This window comes from Granulicella arctica, assembly GCF_025685605.1.
Lineage (GTDB): Bacteria > Acidobacteriota > Terriglobia > Terriglobales > Acidobacteriaceae > Edaphobacter > Edaphobacter arcticus.
The window spans coordinates 168,492-184,287 of sequence record NZ_JAGTUT010000001.1; the positions used below are offsets into that span (position 1 = coordinate 168,492).

Annotated in this window: 16 protein-coding genes; 8 read left to right on the plus strand and 8 right to left on the minus strand. The window is 56.3% G+C overall.

The genetic code is table 11. From position 1 onward, the window contains the following. Window positions 1-131 precede the first annotated feature (131 nt). Genes OHL20_RS00690 through rfbH form a run of 4 tightly spaced genes read right to left on the minus strand, consistent with a single transcriptional unit; the run spans window position 132 to window position 4,033 of the window. Window positions 132-653: a GtrA family protein gene (locus tag OHL20_RS00690; protein WP_263381297.1), complete on the minus strand. Its 522-nt coding sequence runs from the start codon at window positions 651-653 to the stop codon at window positions 132-134. After that, window positions 650-1,600, minus strand: coding sequence for a glycosyltransferase family 2 protein (locus OHL20_RS00695; protein ID WP_263381298.1), 951 nt, complete (start codon window positions 1,598-1,600; stop codon window positions 650-652). Before OHL20_RS00695 ends, OHL20_RS00690 begins: the two co-directional genes overlap by 4 nt. Continuing rightward, window positions 1,597-2,664, minus strand: a complete 1,068-nt coding sequence (locus tag OHL20_RS00700; RefSeq protein WP_263381299.1) for an NAD-dependent epimerase/dehydratase family protein — start codon at window positions 2,662-2,664, stop codon at window positions 1,597-1,599. Before OHL20_RS00700 ends, OHL20_RS00695 begins: the two co-directional genes overlap by 4 nt. 31 nt (window positions 2,665-2,695) lie before the next feature. After that, window positions 2,696-4,033: a lipopolysaccharide biosynthesis protein RfbH gene (gene rfbH / locus OHL20_RS00705; RefSeq protein ID WP_263381300.1), complete on the minus strand. Its 1,338-nt coding sequence runs from the start codon at window positions 4,031-4,033 to the stop codon at window positions 2,696-2,698. Between the two features lie 206 nt (window positions 4,034-4,239). Here rfbH and rfbF point away from each other — a divergent pair, with 206 nt between their 5' ends. The 5 genes from rfbF to OHL20_RS00730 all read left to right on the plus strand — a co-directional run bounded on the left by rfbF (window position 4,240) and on the right by OHL20_RS00730 (window position 10,142). Further along, a complete protein-coding gene (gene rfbF, locus OHL20_RS00710; RefSeq protein ID WP_263381301.1) occupies window positions 4,240-5,013 on the plus strand; it encodes a glucose-1-phosphate cytidylyltransferase in 774 nt (257 codons plus the stop codon). After that, window positions 4,977-6,149 carry a CDP-glucose 4,6-dehydratase gene (gene rfbG / locus OHL20_RS00715; RefSeq protein ID WP_263381302.1) on the plus strand — a complete coding sequence of 391 codons (1,173 nt, stop codon included), beginning with the start codon at window positions 4,977-4,979 and terminating at the stop codon, window positions 6,147-6,149. Before rfbF ends, rfbG begins: the two co-directional genes overlap by 37 nt. Continuing rightward, window positions 6,146-7,876, plus strand: a complete 1,731-nt coding sequence (locus tag OHL20_RS00720) for a thiamine pyrophosphate-binding protein (RefSeq protein ID WP_263381303.1) — start codon at window positions 6,146-6,148, stop codon at window positions 7,874-7,876. The genes rfbG and OHL20_RS00720 overlap by 4 nt, the downstream gene beginning before the upstream one ends. A gap of 34 nt (window positions 7,877-7,910) precedes the next feature. Further along, entirely contained in the window at window positions 7,911-9,467 is a 1,557-nt protein-coding gene (locus OHL20_RS00725; RefSeq protein ID WP_263381304.1) for a hypothetical protein, read from the plus strand. Window positions 9,468-9,575: 108 nt separating this feature from the next. Next, entirely contained in the window at window positions 9,576-10,142 is a 567-nt protein-coding gene (locus tag OHL20_RS00730; RefSeq protein WP_263381305.1) for a carboxymuconolactone decarboxylase family protein, read from the plus strand. Here OHL20_RS00730 and OHL20_RS00735 read toward each other — a convergent pair whose 3' ends face one another. From OHL20_RS00735 to OHL20_RS00750, 4 genes are read right to left on the minus strand one after another with little or no spacing between them, the layout of a single operon-like run. Beyond that, the gene (locus OHL20_RS00735; protein ID WP_263381306.1) at window positions 10,143-10,919 is read right to left on the minus strand and encodes a CAP domain-containing protein; all 777 of its coding nucleotides are present in this window, start codon (window positions 10,917-10,919) and stop codon (window positions 10,143-10,145) included. 37 nt (window positions 10,920-10,956) lie between these two features. Continuing rightward, on the minus strand, window positions 10,957-11,931 hold the full coding sequence (locus tag OHL20_RS00740) for a GDP-L-fucose synthase family protein (RefSeq protein WP_263381307.1): 975 nt from the start codon (window positions 11,929-11,931) through the stop codon (window positions 10,957-10,959). Continuing rightward, window positions 11,931-12,701 carry a WecB/TagA/CpsF family glycosyltransferase gene (locus OHL20_RS00745; RefSeq protein ID WP_263381308.1) on the minus strand — a complete coding sequence of 257 codons (771 nt, stop codon included), beginning with the start codon at window positions 12,699-12,701 and terminating at the stop codon, window positions 11,931-11,933. The genes OHL20_RS00740 and OHL20_RS00745 overlap by 1 nt, the downstream gene beginning before the upstream one ends. Window positions 12,702-12,728: 27 nt before the next feature. Continuing rightward, complete coding sequence (locus tag OHL20_RS00750) at window positions 12,729-13,718, minus strand: NAD-dependent epimerase/dehydratase family protein (protein WP_263381309.1); 990 nt, start codon at window positions 13,716-13,718, stop codon at window positions 12,729-12,731. Between the two features lie 189 nt (window positions 13,719-13,907). On the opposite strand from OHL20_RS00750, the gene OHL20_RS00755 reads away from it, so the two are divergent. The 3 genes from OHL20_RS00755 to OHL20_RS00765 are packed head-to-tail and all read left to right on the plus strand — an operon-like array spanning window position 13,908 to window position 15,727. Continuing rightward, window positions 13,908-14,741 carry an ABC transporter permease gene (locus OHL20_RS00755; RefSeq protein WP_263381310.1) on the plus strand — a complete coding sequence of 278 codons (834 nt, stop codon included), beginning with the start codon at window positions 13,908-13,910 and terminating at the stop codon, window positions 14,739-14,741. 42 nt (window positions 14,742-14,783) lie between these two features. After that, window positions 14,784-15,266 carry a hypothetical protein gene (locus OHL20_RS00760; RefSeq protein ID WP_263381311.1) on the plus strand — a complete coding sequence of 161 codons (483 nt, stop codon included), beginning with the start codon at window positions 14,784-14,786 and terminating at the stop codon, window positions 15,264-15,266. After that, complete coding sequence (locus OHL20_RS00765; protein WP_263381312.1) at window positions 15,266-15,727, plus strand: metallophosphoesterase family protein; 462 nt, start codon at window positions 15,266-15,268, stop codon at window positions 15,725-15,727. Before OHL20_RS00760 ends, OHL20_RS00765 begins: the two co-directional genes overlap by 1 nt. The last annotated feature ends 69 nt before the right edge of the window (window positions 15,728-15,796 follow it).

A 15,796-nucleotide genomic window follows, 5' to 3' on the forward strand; every position in this document is an offset into this window, starting at 1 on the left:
TGTGATTTGAACTGAGCAACCGTCCAACTGCGAGATGCAGGGATTCCGGCGAATACTTTGCAGGAATTCCTCGCTCGCTGAGGCCAAGAGGCGCGTATGCGGTCTTCGATACTGAATTGCCATGACGCAGTCTAGAGAATCTGCGCTGGAGTACCTTCCGCATTCGGGTTTGCAGGCATAGGAACCACGGCTGTTTGCCGAAACGAAAGATGCTTGTGTCCGAAGAAACTGCTCACGACGGTGAAGACGGCGACGATCGCTGCGGCGATGTACGGGGCTTGCGTCTGGTATCGGGTGCTATGTCGAATCAAGCCAACCAGCGGCCCCAGGGCGAGCGCCGAAAAGAGGATGGTTCCGCTATAGACAATCAGGCTGCGAAGCCATTCTTTGACGTAGTTTCCCTTCGTTTGGAAGACAAACCACTTATAGCCCAGAAAAGCCACGGTAATGCTGATCAGGTTTGACGCCACACTCGCCACAATGTAGGAGTAGGCATGCATCACATGCGACAGCCACCGATTCATCAGGAAGAAGCAGGTGTATCCGAAGAGTGTATTCCAGCCTCCAACTATCAGGTAGCGCAGAAGTTGGGCCGGAGGAATGTGCTTGGCCAGTCCGTTACGTTCAGGTGCCGCTATGATCGGGTCGCTCATCCCTGGAGGGTTTCCTGGAAGTTGATTCGTTCCTTCTCAATAACCAGCGGACGGTTTTGAACCATCGTGTGGATGGATCCGATGTACTCTCCGATGACCCCAAGAGCCACGAGTTGCACGGAGCCGAAGAAGAAGAGGCCGACCACAACGGGAGCGATCCCGATATCGAAGTGGTTCCAGAAAAGTATCTTTGCGATGAGGTAACCGACGCCAATCAATGCGCTCAAGAAGGCAAGGATAAAGCCGGTGAAGGTCACGATGCGAAGGGGCACCTTCGATAGATTCGTGATGCCAAGCATGGCCAGATCGTAGAGCGTGTAAAAGTTGTTCTTTGTGATCCCACGTTCGCGCCGCTTCTGGTTGTAGTACACAGCTTTGTGTGGCAACCCGATTTCAGCAATCATGCCACGGAAGTACGGGTACGGGTCGCGAAAGCGGGTGCGAAGGATGTCGATCACCTTGCGGTCGTACAGACCGAACCCGGTAAAGTGCTCGAAGACCCGAACATTAGTGAGGCTGGCAACCGTGCGATAGTACAAGGTTCGAATCTTGTACATCAAGCCGCTCTCGTCACTGGTGTTCTTGATCCCTACGATGACGGGCGTCCCACGCTCCCACTCCTCGATCATCTCGCCGATCAACTCGGGCGGGTCTTGAAGATCCGAGAGCAGCATGGCCACTGCATCGCCTTCTGCGTTCATAATGGCGTGCTGTGGAGAACGAAGATGCCCGAAGTTCCGCGCATTAACGATGACCTTAACGTTTGCATCGTTCGCCGCAAGACCGCGAAGTATCTCGACCGTGTTGTCCGTCGAAGCATTATCGATAAAGATGTGTTCGTAGCGATACTGGGGAAAGTTCGCAAGTGTCTGCCGGGTTCGCAGGTACAGTTGCTCGACGTTATCCTGCTCGTTATAGCAAGGACTGACAATGCTGATCAGCTTCATAGATGATGCTCCTGGTCTCTCGCCCACCCGTGCCACGCTGCAGTGCGCTGAATCGCATCTCTCAATTCTACCGTCTGCCGCAGGCCAAGTTCATCGAATGCTCGTTGGGTGGATGGAACATATCGCGATGGCAAGACATCGGGTAGAGGCCGGCCAACAACTTCAATCGTCAGTTCGGGATTTAGCGCGGCTTGGACCTCTCGTGCAAGGTCGCCGATGCTCAGCGCTTGATGGGAGCCAATATTGATCGGCTGTAGCGCCGGCGCTTTGAACAAGATGGTCCACAGCCATACAGCAAGATCTGTTGCGTAAAGGTAAGATCGCAACGGCGTCCCGTCCCCGCTGATGCGGATAGTCTGCGAGGCAATTGCACTTCGAATAAAATTGCCGATCGCATAACTGCCCTGAAGAGGGAGATGCGGACCGACAAAGGCGAAGCAACGGGCTATCTTCGGGACTAGGCTGGAAGATCCGGCATAGGCCGCGCACAGTGCTTCTGCAGCACGTTTTGCCTCGCCGTAGGCGCTTGCTGCCTGGCACGGATCAGGAGCGCCGCGGTAGTCTTCGGGAAGATGGGTGATGGAGGTCGGCTGCGCGCCATACACAGCGCCTGAGCTGACCATCAGGAATTTGCGGGTGCCATGAGTCGCGGCGAATTCCAACGTGCGGTGGGTGCCCTCGAAGATAGTGGAGAGTGTGCTCAGGGCTCCATTGGTTGTATTTCCGGTACGTACGTCCCCGGTATCAGCGGCAGCATGAAGTACGAAGGCAAATTCACCTTCCGGAAAAGGAAACGAACGCACATCTCCTTCGACCGCTGCGAGGGCAGGGTTGTTCGCGAGATGAGGACAGCGAAGAAGAAAGTTCGGCCATGACCTAGTAAGGACAACCATCTCCGCATTGAGGGAAAACTTTTGATTGGCCCTAAGAAAGCTCTCGATGAGCCAGCAGCCAAAAAAACCCGTCCCGCCAGTGAGGAAGATGCGCTGGCCGCGCACCTCCTCCCAAAGCGGTTCAGTGAGGCTGACGATCTCTTCAAGATCGCGTGGATCAAGGGGAGGCATGGTCAAGAAGTTAAGTCCCTAGGGTTCAACTTCAGGAAAGAACCGGAAGCGCCTTCGCTTGCGATGCAAACTGCGCGATCGTTGCGACGATATGGTCGAGCATGGCGGAGTCGAGACCAGGGAAGACTCCCAGCCACAGAATATTGCGCATCACGAAATCTGTGTTCGGAAGGTCACCGATCTGGCGGAATTCGATCCCTTCGTAAGCCGGCTGACGGAGCAGATTCCCTGCAAACATCAGGCGTGTGCCGATCTTCTGCGACTCCAGTGCCTTCACGAGTTGATCCCTGGTAAACGGTGCGCTCTCACGTACACCAAGGGGGAATCCGAACCAGCTTGGGTCAGAGCCCTCGGTCGCCACCGGCAGCATGAGAACATCCTGCAGTGGCTCGAGTGCCTTCCAGAGGTACTGGAAGTTATCGCGACGAACCTGGATGAAGTGCTCCACCTTATCGAGCTGCGATAAGCCGAGCGCCGCTTGCATATCCGTAGCCTTGAGGTTGTAACCAATATGCGAGTAGGTGTACTTGTGGTCGTAGCCGCAGGGGAGCGAGCCGAGCTGCCAGTCGAAACGCTTGCCGCATGTGTTGTCGACACCAGGCTCACACCAGCAGTCACGTCCCCAGTCGCGGAACGACTCAATCAACGTCTGGAGCAGCGGCGTATTGGTCAGAACAGCTCCACCTTCACCCATCGTAATGTGGTGCGCAGGATAGAAGCTGAGGGTGGCGAGATCGCCGAATGTTCCGACTTTCTGACCCTTGTAGGTCGCGCCGAGAGCATCGCAGCAATCCTCGACGACCCACAGATTGTGCTTCTTCGCGAACTCCATCACGGCACCGAGATCGAAAGGATTGCCGAGGGTATGCGCAATCATGATGGCTCGCGTCTTGGGGCTAAGCGCTTTTTCGAGTTGAGTGACGTCGATCTCAAAGGTCGGAAGAGCCACATCCACAAAGACCGGGATGAGGCGATTCTGAATGATCGGATTGACCGTTGTGGGAAAACCAGCGGCTACCGTGATGACCTCGTCGCCTGGCTTGAGTTGACGATCGCCAAGCTTGGGCGACGTAAGAGCAGTGAGAGCCACCAGGTTTGCCGATGAGCCTGAGTTCACGAGCGAGCAACCACGCACCCCTATAAAGCGGGCTAGTTTCTTCTCGAATGCCTTGGCAAAGCGGCCCGTAGTGAACCAGCAATCAAGCGCAGAGTCAACCAGTAAACTGAGATCTTGTCCATCAATGACTTTGCCAGAGACTGGAACGAAGGACTGACCCGCAACGAACGTTTTCTGAGGGAAGGCCTCTGCATGGTACTCAGCCGTAAGTTGTAGGATTTGGGTGCGAAGCTCGTCAGCGCGCTGGCTCATAATTAACAGACTCCTTCATAAGGTGATAGGGGCGAACGCTATCTGATTTGAAGTTGCCAGCGCTGTATACTACAGCTAAAAGGAACTAGGTTGTCGTTGTGTAACCTGGCCCTAACTTGCAAGATTCTAAGTAATTATAGCGTGGCTGGTACTCATCGAACTCCAGCATGTGTTTCGCAAATAACAAGATCGAGGACAATATAAGCATGAAGGCGGTCATTCTTGCAGGTGGACTTGGAACCCGAATCAGCGAAGAGACATCGGTACGCCCGAAACCAATGGTGGAGATTGGTGGGCGTCCCATCCTCTGGCACATCCTCAAGATGTATTCCCAGCATGGCATCTTCGATTTCGTCATTTGCCTCGGCTACAAGGGCTATGTCATCAAGGAATACTTCGCAAATTACTTCCTGCATACGGCTGATGTCACCTTCCACATGACCGATAACCGCATGGAAGTTCACGGCAACACCACCGAACCTTGGCATATCACACTGGTCGAGACGGGTGCTGAGACGGGCACGGGCGGGCGTTTGAAGAAGGTAGCGAGCCACGTAGCGAACGAAGATGCATTTTGCATGACCTACGGCGACGGCGTGTCGGATGTGAATATCACCGAGTCAATCAAATTTCATAAGAGTCACGGAAAACTTGCGACTCTGACCGCTGTACAACCGGTTGCGCGCTTCGGCATGCTCGGTATCGAAGGCGATGAAATACATACCTTCCAGGAAAAGCCGTCGTCTGATCTCGGTTGGTTGAATGGCGGTTTCTTCGTCTTGTCACCGAAGGTTCTCGAGACCATTCCAGACGAGCCGTCGACCATGTGGGAGCGCGAACCGCTCGAGCGTATCGCCAGCGAACACAATCTTCACGCCTATCGCCACTCAGGCTTCTGGCAGCCGATGGACACGCTCCGCGACAAGCAGCACCTGGAAGAACTATGGAACTCCGGAAAGGCGCCATGGAAGACGTGGTAAAAAACGTGTGGGCCGGCAAGCGTGTCTTCCTCACAGGACACACAGGCTTCAAAGGTGGATGGCTGGCCCTCTGGCTGGCGCAAGTCGGAGCAGTAGTGCGCGGTTACGCGCTTGATCCTTCGACGGAGCCGAGTCTTTTTGGAGGCGCACGGGTCGGCAGTGTCATTGAGGACATTCGCGGCGATCTTCGGGACCATGCCGCGCTCGACCGAGCCATGCGCGATTTCCAGCCCGATGTGGTCTTTCATCTGGCTGCGCAGCCGCTCGTGCGGCGATCATATGCAGATCCTTTGGCTACGTACAGCACCAACGTGATGGGGACGGCTCACGTCCTTGAATCGATCCGCACGATTGCCTCCGTGCGTGCGGCCGTAATCGTCACGACGGATAAGTGCTACCTGAACCGGGAATGGCATTGGGGCTATCGGGAAACCGATCCGATGGGTGGATATGACCCATACAGCAGCAGCAAGGCATGTGTAGAGATTCTGAGTGCGTCGTATCGCAGCTCCTTCTTTCCTCCGGAACGGTTCGCAACCCACGGCGTTGCGCTTGCAACTGCACGTGCGGGAAACGTAATCGGAGGCGGCGACTGGTCGGAGGACCGCCTTTTGCCCGATCTCATCAGGGGCTTTATGTCGGGGGAACCTGTGATGATCCGGCGACCGCACTCCATCAGGCCGTGGCAACATGTGCTCGAGCCGGTGGCTGGATATATCGCGCTTGCGGAGCGTCTACTCGCCGGCAAGATCGAATTTGCGGACGCCTGGAACTTTGGCCCGTGGGATGACGATGCATGGCCGGTCGGAAGAATCGCCACCGAAATGGCACGCCGCTGGGGCAACGGCGCGAGTTGGGTTACGGATGAGGCCGAGTCTGTTCACGAAGCAGGATACCTCAAGCTGGACTCCAGCAAGGCTCGCTCCGAGCTAGGCTGGCTGCCGCGACTTAAACTCCAGACGGCGCTCGAATGGCTGGTCGATTGGTACCAGGCTTGGGAACAAGGGACAGATATGAACATGATCACATTGGGCCAGATCGCGAAGTATCAAAGAACCATGCAGACATTCACAGCATCGCAACCGACAGGTGCCGCTCTGGCGAGCATGGAGAGCGAAGTCAAGGTGTCCGCGTGATAAAAGCCACAGATTACGTTGCACGGTATCTCTACAGCCGGGGTGTTCGCACAGTCTTTGAGCTTCCCGGAGGTATGATCACGCACCTGCTCAACTCGCTCTACGAGTTCGAAAAGATCCGCGTTCTCAGCGTGCATCACGAGCAAGCTGCGGCCTTCGCCGCCGACGCCGCTGGACGCATTACCGGTGTTCCCGGAGTAGCGATGGCTACCAGCGGACCGGGTGCGATCAACCTTCTCACGGGCATCGGAAGCTGTCACTTCGACTCGTCGCCGGCCGTCTTCATCACTGGCCAGGTTAATCGACACGAGCTTCGCGGCGATCGCGCCATTCGCCAGCTCGGTTTTCAGGAGAGCGATATCGTCTCGATGTCGACACCGATCACCAAGGCATCGTGGCAGGTTCGTACCCCGGAAGAACTGCCGGAGGTTCTGAAGAACGCCTTCGATCTCGCAGTCGCCGGGCGACCGGGCCCAGTTCTGGTCGATATCCCCATGGATATCCAGAACTCCATGCTTGACGTTCCAGATCCTCTGGAAGATCCCGGTACTGGAGCCGTCGCCAGCTCCATCGACCCGCTCCAATGGGAGCAGCTAAGCGATGCGCTCAAGGGAGCTAAGAAGCCACTTGTCCTTGCAGGAGCCGGCATTCGTGCCGGCAATGCTCTGGAAGAGTTCCATGCTTTCGTACGGAAGCTCGGTCTCCCCGTCGTCAACTCGCTGCTGGCTGTGGATGTCATGCCGTATGGCGATCCGTTGCGAGTCGGAATGATCGGCAGCTATGCCAATCGGTGGGCGAACCATGCGCTCGCCTCAAGCGATCTGCTCATCGTCCTCGGCAGCCGTCTGGATATTCGCCAGACCGGAAACGACACCTCCTTCTTCAAGGGCGACCGCGTCATCGTTCATGTGGACTGTGAGACCGGTGAGATCAATAACCGCATCCCCGGATGTGTTGCAATCGTCTCCGAGTTGCGGCCATTTCTAAAGGCTGCTGCAGAGCAGCTTGGCGATCTGGCGCACACCGATTGGACCCCATGGATTGACGAGATAACCGCGTTACGTGAGAAATTCGACGATCGCCTTGAACTTGGTACAGCGACTGGCATCAACCCGAATGTCTTTATGCACCAGCTTTCGGCTGCGTCGCATCAAGCTGGCGCATACCTCGTGGATGTCGGGCAGCACCAGATGTGGGCCGCTCAGTCCATCGAAGTACAGGCAGATCAGCGATGGCTGACCTCAGGCGGCATGGGTTCCATGGGATTCGCATTACCTGCAGCGCTCGGCGCTGCTGTCGCATTGGCTCCTCGACCAGTCGTCGTCATAGCCGGTGATGGAGCCTTTCAATGCAACATCCAGGAGTTGCAGACGATCGTACGTAATCGGCTTCCCGTCAAGATCATCGTCGTCAACAATCATTGCCACGGTATGGTGCGTCAGTTCCAGCAAAGTTACTTCAAGGAACAATATCAGTCGACCTTGTGGGGATACAGTACACCGGACTTCGCACGGGTTGCTGAGGCTTTTGGCATCCGCGGCGTCAGCATCCGTAACGAGGGTGAAGTGGCCGAGGGTCTGCGTGCTCTCTGGGAAGACCCGAGCGAACCCGTCCTGATCGACCTGACCATCGATACCTTCACCAATGTCTATCCAAAGATTGCCTTCGGCCGCCCCCTCACCGAGATGGAGCCCGACGCGCAACCAATCGCGATGGAAAGCACCTAGCCTGTAGAAGTCGGCATGGACACCATTTGGTTCCATGCCACAGAACACTCGCCCGCACTTCAAGGACGTCACGATGCAGCAGGAACCGGCGGCAGAAGATAGGTTTGTCAGCTCCGGTCGAATGATTCTGAGCGTCATTCTGTGTGCGGCGGCCCTCTTCTTCGCCTATAGAACCATAGGCTGGCGCTGGATGCACGACGAATCCATCATGCACTACGTCAACTTTCTGATGGATCACGGCAAAGTTCCATATAAAGACATCGTCGACCTGAACATGCCCGGCTCTTACTTCATAGACGGCTGGGCTATCCGTCTATTTGGCACAGGCGATCTCGGCTGGCGCTTCTACGAGTTCTCGCTGCTGGCTTGCCTCACAACCTCCATGATCGTCATAGCGTGGCCGTACGACTGGTTTGCAGGCCTCTTCGCCGGAGTCTTATTCGTCCTGGCGCATGCGTTCGAGGGGCCTGACGATGCCGCTCAGCGGGATGAGATCATGACCGTCCTCGTAATGTTCGGCTATGCCATGCTCTTCTTGGCGTTACGCATGCGAAGACCCATCCTAATGCTCCCTTTCGGAGTGCTTCTTGGTCTGGCAGCTTCGCTCAAGCCCACCGCCGTCCCTCTTGGGATTGTGCTGATCTCCATGGCCGCCTTCGAGGTAAGAAGAAGACGGGAGGCTATGGGTTCCTATCTGGGTATTGGGCTTGCGGGTCTCCTCGGCGGATACTGCGTCACGCTCGGCTTCCTTTTGCAGAAGCACGCTTTCGGAGCCTTCCTTGGCCTGATCGGCCGGCTGGTTCCCTACTACGCAGGCCTCGGGCATATGAGCTACATGACTCTTGCCCCGACGCTGTTTTCCGTCCGTGCGCTGATCGTCCTGCTTCCGATCGCGATCATTCTTACCATTGTGAATACAGACTGGAAAAACTGGGAGCGGTGGGCGCTCGCTCTAGGCATCTGCTTTGGTCTGCTATCGTACTTCTCCCAACGAAAAGGTTTTCATTACCATCGCTATCCCTTCCTCGCCTTTGTTTTCCTGTGGATCGGCCTGGAGTTTGTGCGGGCCGTGCAGAAGAAGGGATGGGTTCGGGTGTTCGGCGCGACTGGCATCCTTCTCGGTGTTCTCTACGTCGTTCCTGTGTACGCTCTTCGACTGAACGCAAAACCATCTACGATCGACCTCCCTGACACCCTGGAGCGCGATCTTACAAGTCTGGGCGTGGCGAAGCTGCAAAATCAGGTCCAATGTATGGACCTTGTAAGTGGCTGTCTGAACGCCCTCTATCGCCTCGATCTCGTGCAGTACTCCGGATACATCGGCGACTACATGTTCTTTCCGCCGCGAGGAGTCTCTGCCTCCCAATATGATCATCGCGTTCTCCAGGATGCTTTCTCCGCGGCTCCCCCTAAGGTGATCGTGGTCACAAGCCAGTGGCTCGGTGAAGACAATTCGTTTGACAAGATAGACCAGTGGTCGCAGTTCGCAAGCTACCTCAACATCCACTACTCACTGAGCATAGCCAGAAACTTCGGTCCTCGCGATTACATGGTGAACTACCGAATCTATGTTCTAAAAGGTGCTTTCTAGTCCTCGTAACGTTCCGGCACATCCTCGCGTCACAATGGCAAAGCCTGCAGCTAGCCGAGTTCGAAGACCAAAGGTATCATTCGAGAGGAAGCGAAAGGAGTCCTAACTATGCCTCGCATCTCTCGACTCAAGCGCGATGAGGTTTCATCCTCGACCAGCGTTATCTACGATCGGTACCTCCGCGATCGTGGCAACGTCCCGAATATGTTCCGCACCATGGCTCATCGCCCTGAAATATTCCAGACAATCATCGCCCATCTCGAGGCAGTGCTGAAGACAGGCACACTCTCCACGGCGTTGAAGGAACTGGTGATCGTACGCACATCGCAGTTGAATCAGACACCCTATTGCCTTGCATCGCACACAACAATCGCGCGGCGTCTAGGCTGGACGGACGACCAGATAATTGCCTTGGAAAACGCCGCCGGAAGCGATGCCTTCACCGAGGCGGAGAAGGTCGCGATCCACCTTGCTGAGGTAATGACGCTCAACGCTCACGGATACACTGAGGCAGACTTCAAGCGCCTCCGCAGCTTCTACGACGAAGGTGAAGTCGTCGAGTTGATGGCCGCGATCGGTCTCTTCAACTACTTCAACCGCTTCAACGATCTGCTCGAGATGGAGCCGACCCAGCCTGCGAGCGCAGAAGAGCTCGCAACCATCGGTGCTGCATAGCTACGGGTAGAGAACCACAGCAATACTGTAGGTACTGAAAGCACCCGCGCCCCGCGAGGAACATGCCCCCACGGACGCCTGATGATCCTGAGCCAGCGCGAGACGCTCCTTCAACTTGCTTGGCAGCGTCGAGATATCGCCCGTCGTGTAGCGAACGACGAACGATGGTTGCTGGTCGCCGGCATACCCCGCGGACATGGCGCACGTCTTTCGAGCATTTGCGTCCGGCACCAAATCAAGACCGGCACGATCGAGCAGCAGCCCGACAGCACCCTCCTGCTCAGCAAGCGTCAGGCTCTGGACCGTGCTCTGAAAGTCCTCCACCGCGTAGAGCTGCCCATTGCGCACCAGCACAGCGATCCCAATCGCATCAACGTCCGGATCAAGGATGTTAGCCCGATGTCCGGGAGAATGCATCCACGCATCGTGCAGAATCACGGCAGTCGGCCCTTCGGCAACATTCTCCGTGATGCGGTCAAAGTGTGCTCCGGCCTGCGAACCGCGCGTCGACAATTCAGGCTCTCCACTGAAACGATGTGAAATGCTGCCATGCGCCGCCATCTGTCGCGCATGGGTCACAGCCGCCTGGACCAACGCTGAGTCAAGTCGAACGGGTCCGAGTTTTCGCAGGGCTCGCTCCTGATTTACCGCAGAAAGAAGGTACTGTTCCGCAACCGTGCTGGACTGCGCATACACCGGCGCGAATGACGCAGTTAGAAGTGCAAACCCAGCCAGCAACCGAAGATAACGCAGCGTACCCATACTTCGATTAGACACGACAGCGTCGGCCAAGTCGCTGTGCCTTAACTGAAGGTCACTGTGCCGCAAACTGCGACTGAACAGCATTCCACGTCAGCCGAATTCCCTGCTCAAGATTTATAGTGTGCTTCCAGCCAAGATCGTGAAGACGGGTGACATCGAGCAGTTTGCGAGGCGTTCCGTCCGGCTTGCTTGTATCAAAGATCAATCTGCCCTCGAAGCCCAGCACGCGGCAAATTGTCTCGGCAAGCTCGCGAATCGTGACATCCTCACCCGTACCGATATTGATCAACGGCGGCACATCATCCAGCAGCAACGACCGAAAACGTGTCTCGTCGAGCAACATTAAAAAGATACACGCCGCAGCAAGATCTTCCGAGTACAGGAACTCCCGTCGCGGTGTGCCGCTACCCCAGACGATCAGCTCTTCCCTGCCCGCCCGTTGCGCCTCTGCCGTTTTTCGTATCAATGCAGGCAGCACATGCGAGTTGTTGAGGTCGAAGTTATCTCCCGGACCGTAAAGATTCGTCGGCATCGCAGCAAGATACTGCGTCCCAAACTGGCGGTTGTATGACCAGCATTGCTCGATCCCTGCAATCTTCGCAATCGCGTAGGGCCGGTTCGTTGGCTCAAGCGGGCCAGTAAGCAGGTACTCCTCACGAATTGGCTGCGGTGCGTTCTTTGGATAGATACAGCTCGATCCCAGAAAGAGCAGACGCTTTACACCCGCTGCATGACTGGCCTCGATGACATTGCTCTGGATAACCAGGTTTTCGCGAAAAAAGTCTGCCGGATACGTGTCGTTGGCAAGAATTCCCCCGACCTTAGCTGCCGCTAAAAAGACGTACTCAGGTTGTTCGGTTGCAAAGAAGCGAGAGACCGCAGCTTGATCGGTCAAATCAAGTTCTGCATGGCTCCTGACTATCAGCCTGGTGAAACCCTGCTCCTCAAGCCCACGTTGAAGCGCCGAACCGACTAATCCTCGATGTCCAGCAATGTAGATGCGCGCATCACGGGGAGGAGCGCTCATCAGCCAGTGCGCAACATGGGCAGTTCGCTGCGATAGCGAAGCATAAGCCCAACCAGTTTGCGCGCCTCCCAATAACGTGGAACATAGCGCTTCGGCTCGGAGAGGCAGCGCATCAGCCATCCAAGATAGAAGCGGTCACCCCACATCGGAATCTGTACCTGGTCGCCGCTCAGGAATGCAATCGCTGCACCGATACAGTGGATCGCCGGCAGATAATCCAGATTCTGCTTCAGATAGAGTCCAAGACGTTCCTGCGTCCCGCCACCAATCGTCACGATCACGTGCTGCGGACGCAGGCGGTTCAGCAGCGCAACGAGCTTGGGATCTTCCATCTCAGAACCGTACATCGGCGCCATGTAGACATAGTCCTGATCCACCACAATCCCCGACTCAGCAAGCCATTTCAAATTCGTAGCTGCACTCTTCGGGCTTGCCATAATCCAGACGGTATTGCCGGTCTGCCGAACATCCGGCTCCTCCAGCAGTTCCTTCAGATATTCCAGTCCAGACAGTCGATAGAGTGAATCCCGCTCAATCAAATTCCAGATCAGCACCATCAGCGCAGAATCAGTGATCACCAAGTCTGCACCGAGCAGCGCATCACGATACCCGATATCGCGGTCCATATCCTTGAGTGCGGGTGCAGCGGGAACGACTAGCAAACCACCGTGGCGAATCTTGGCTATCGCTTCGGCTGCGTTGCCATCAAAAAAGTTAACACCGAGAATCTTGCGAAAAACGTCTTCAGCGCCACCATTGATATTCTCCATCGTCACCCTGCTCCCAAAGAATGGCAACTACTTTGAAACTCCCGCAAGCATCTCGTTTTCGATCCAGGCATAGGTCTTCGCCATACCGTCACGTAGCTTGATCGACGGTTCCCAACCGAGCTTCTCAAGGATCAACGTGTTGTCGCTGTTGCGCCCGTTGACGCCCTTAGGAGCGCTAAGATTGTAGTTGCGCTTTAGCTTAATCCCGGCAATATCCTCAACGATATCGACGAGTTGGTTGATCGAGACAAGCTCGCTCGAACCGAGATTCAGCGGCTCGTGGATGTCGCTCTCATAGATCAACTGGGTGCCCTTGACGCAATCATCGATATACATGAAGCTGCGCGTCTGATGCCCATCGCCCCAGATCTCAATCTCGTGTTTGCCGCTATGCTTGGCTTCAAGAATCTTGCGACACATCGCCGCTGGAGCCTTCTCTCGACCACCATCCCAGGTCCCGTTAGGGCCGTAAACGTTGTGGTAACGCGCCACACGGCACTGCAGGCCATAATCTTCTTCAAAGTGACGGCACATCCGCTCGCTGAACAGCTTCTCCCAGCCATAGCCATCTTCGGGAAGAGCCGGATAGGCGTCTTCTTCCTTCAGCGCCACGACATCAGGATTGGTCTGCTTCTCGCCGTTGTACACACACGCGGAGGAGGAATAGAAGAACCGCTCGACTCCCTTTTCGCGTGCTGCCATCAGCATGTGCGTATTCGTAAGCACACTCAGCATGCACAGCGCCTTGTTGTTCTCGATAAAGCCCATTCCGCCCATATCGGCAGCGAGTTGGTAGACAGCTGTTGTGCCCTCTGCAGCAGTCATGCAATGCTCTTTGTCCTTCAAGTCGATGGCAAGGTTTTCTACTCCACTCGTCACCTGGTACCACTCATCGAGCGGCTTGATATCGACGGCGCGGATCACATCTACACCATCGGCGATAAGGCTCTTGACGAGATGACCGCCGATGAAACCGCCCGCTCCGCAGACTACCGCTTTCTCTTTCTTGTGGTTCATGCAAGACTCCTGTGCTGTTTGGGACGCTAACCTAAGTGTATCAGTGACTCATCCTCCGATAATGCCAAAAGTGCCACCGAATGGGGATACTGAGCAATTCTGCACATCTCGAAGGCTTGCATTCCAAGTGCTGTCACGTCATCCTCAGAAAGGATGATCGGCTACAAAAAGATATTCATAACGCGTTGGATGCAAAACATCCGACAACAACCGCTGGCCGCCGCAGGCATTCTCCTGCTGGCTGGCTTCGTGCTCTGCGCCATCTTCGCTCCACTGCTCGCTCCAGCCGATCCAGCGCAGCTCAACCTGACCAATCGGCTCCTCGGCCCTTCAGCTCTTCACTGGTTCGGCACCGATGAGCTTGGACGCGACACTCTCTCGCGCATCCTCTTTGGAGCCCGCATCTCGATGATCGTCGCTGTCAGCGTCGTCGGACTTTCGCTCTCCGTCGGGCTCGTCCTCGGATGTCTCGCCGGCTTTTATGGTGGCTGGACTGATACCGTCGTCAACATCTACGTCTTAAACGCCTTCCTGGCGCTTCCTGGCATTCTGCTCGCCATCGCATTTGTGGCCTTCCTTGGTCCAGGACTTGGGAATCTGATCCTCGCGCTCGCTATCTCAGGATGGGTCGGCTACGCGCGGCTCGTCCGAGCACAGGTGATGGCGATCAAGGAGCGGGAGTTCGTCGAGGCGGCGAAGGCTCTCGGCGCATCCGATCTGCGGGTTGTCTGTCGCCACATCCTGCCTAACATCCTTCAACCGCTCATTGTGCAGGCGGCGATCGGCATGGCTGGAGCAGTGCTCGCTGAGGCGACGCTCAGCTTCCTGGGTCTCGGCATTCCGGCTCCTGCGGCAAGCTGGGGATCGATGCTGAACGACGCCCGATCGCACCTCTTCGACTCGCCGCATCTCGTCTTCTTCCCGGCGATGGCCGTGATGCTGAGCGTGCTCTCCTTCAACTTCATTGGCGATGCGCTGCGCGACTACCTCGATCCGCGAGCCAGGTTGCACTCCGGTCTGTAGCGTGCTCGCGTATGCTTGCCTCTGAGGCAATAAGGAGCACGTATGCGCAAGAGTATCGTTACACCCACAGCCGTAACCGCCGTTCCGATCGGCGATCTCTGGCGTGATCTGGAGCGCATTGCACGGGTCGAGATGACCTCGGAGGATGCAGCCTTTCCCATCGAGAACGCAATCGCCCGGAAGTCTACGACTGGCTGGAGAGCGTCGAGCGTCGGTCCGCAGGTCATTCGGCTGCACTTCGACGAGCCTCAGGCGATCAAGCGGATTCAGCTCCACTTCGTCGACCGCACCGCGGAGCGCTCGCAGGAGTTTGCCGTCTTCGCGAACGGCAGCGACGGAACGATGCGCGAGGTCGTAAGACAGCAGTGGAACTTCAGCCCGAGCGGAACGACCGAGGAGCTTGAGGAATACGCACTTACGCTTGCTGGAGTGACCGTTCTCGAGCTACAGATTGATCCCGATCGCAGTCACAATCCCGCGGACAGCAAGAATTATGCCTCGCTGATGAGCCTGAAGATCGCCTGATGCTGGTCGGCGTGATCTCCGATACGCATGGTCTTCTGCGGCCCGAAGCTGTTGCCGCACTACGTGATGCCAAAGTCGCTCACATCCTCCACGCGGGCGATGTGGGCAACTTTGACATCCTCGATACGCTCCGAGCGATTGCACCGGTAACCGCGATTCGCGGCAACATCGATCTGCATGGCCAATGCGCCGAACTGCCTGCGACTGAGGCCATCGAGCTTGATAGCGCGCTCTTCTACCTCGTCCATTCCGTCCACGATCTTGATGTAAATCCAGTTGCGGCGCAGCTTGCGGCTGTCGTCAGCGGACACTCGCATCAGCCCGGCTTCGAAATGCGCGATGGCGTGCTTTACCTCAATCCGGGAAGCGCTGGACCACGCCGCTTCAAGCTTCCGGTGACGCTTGCGTTCGTAGAAATTGATGGTGGCGTTCTGACGCCGACGATCCTTCCCCTCCTCTAGACGAGGTACCCCCCACCCCCCGTACTTGAAGTACGAAAGTCTTCTAAACAGGCGACTTAGCTGGGTACC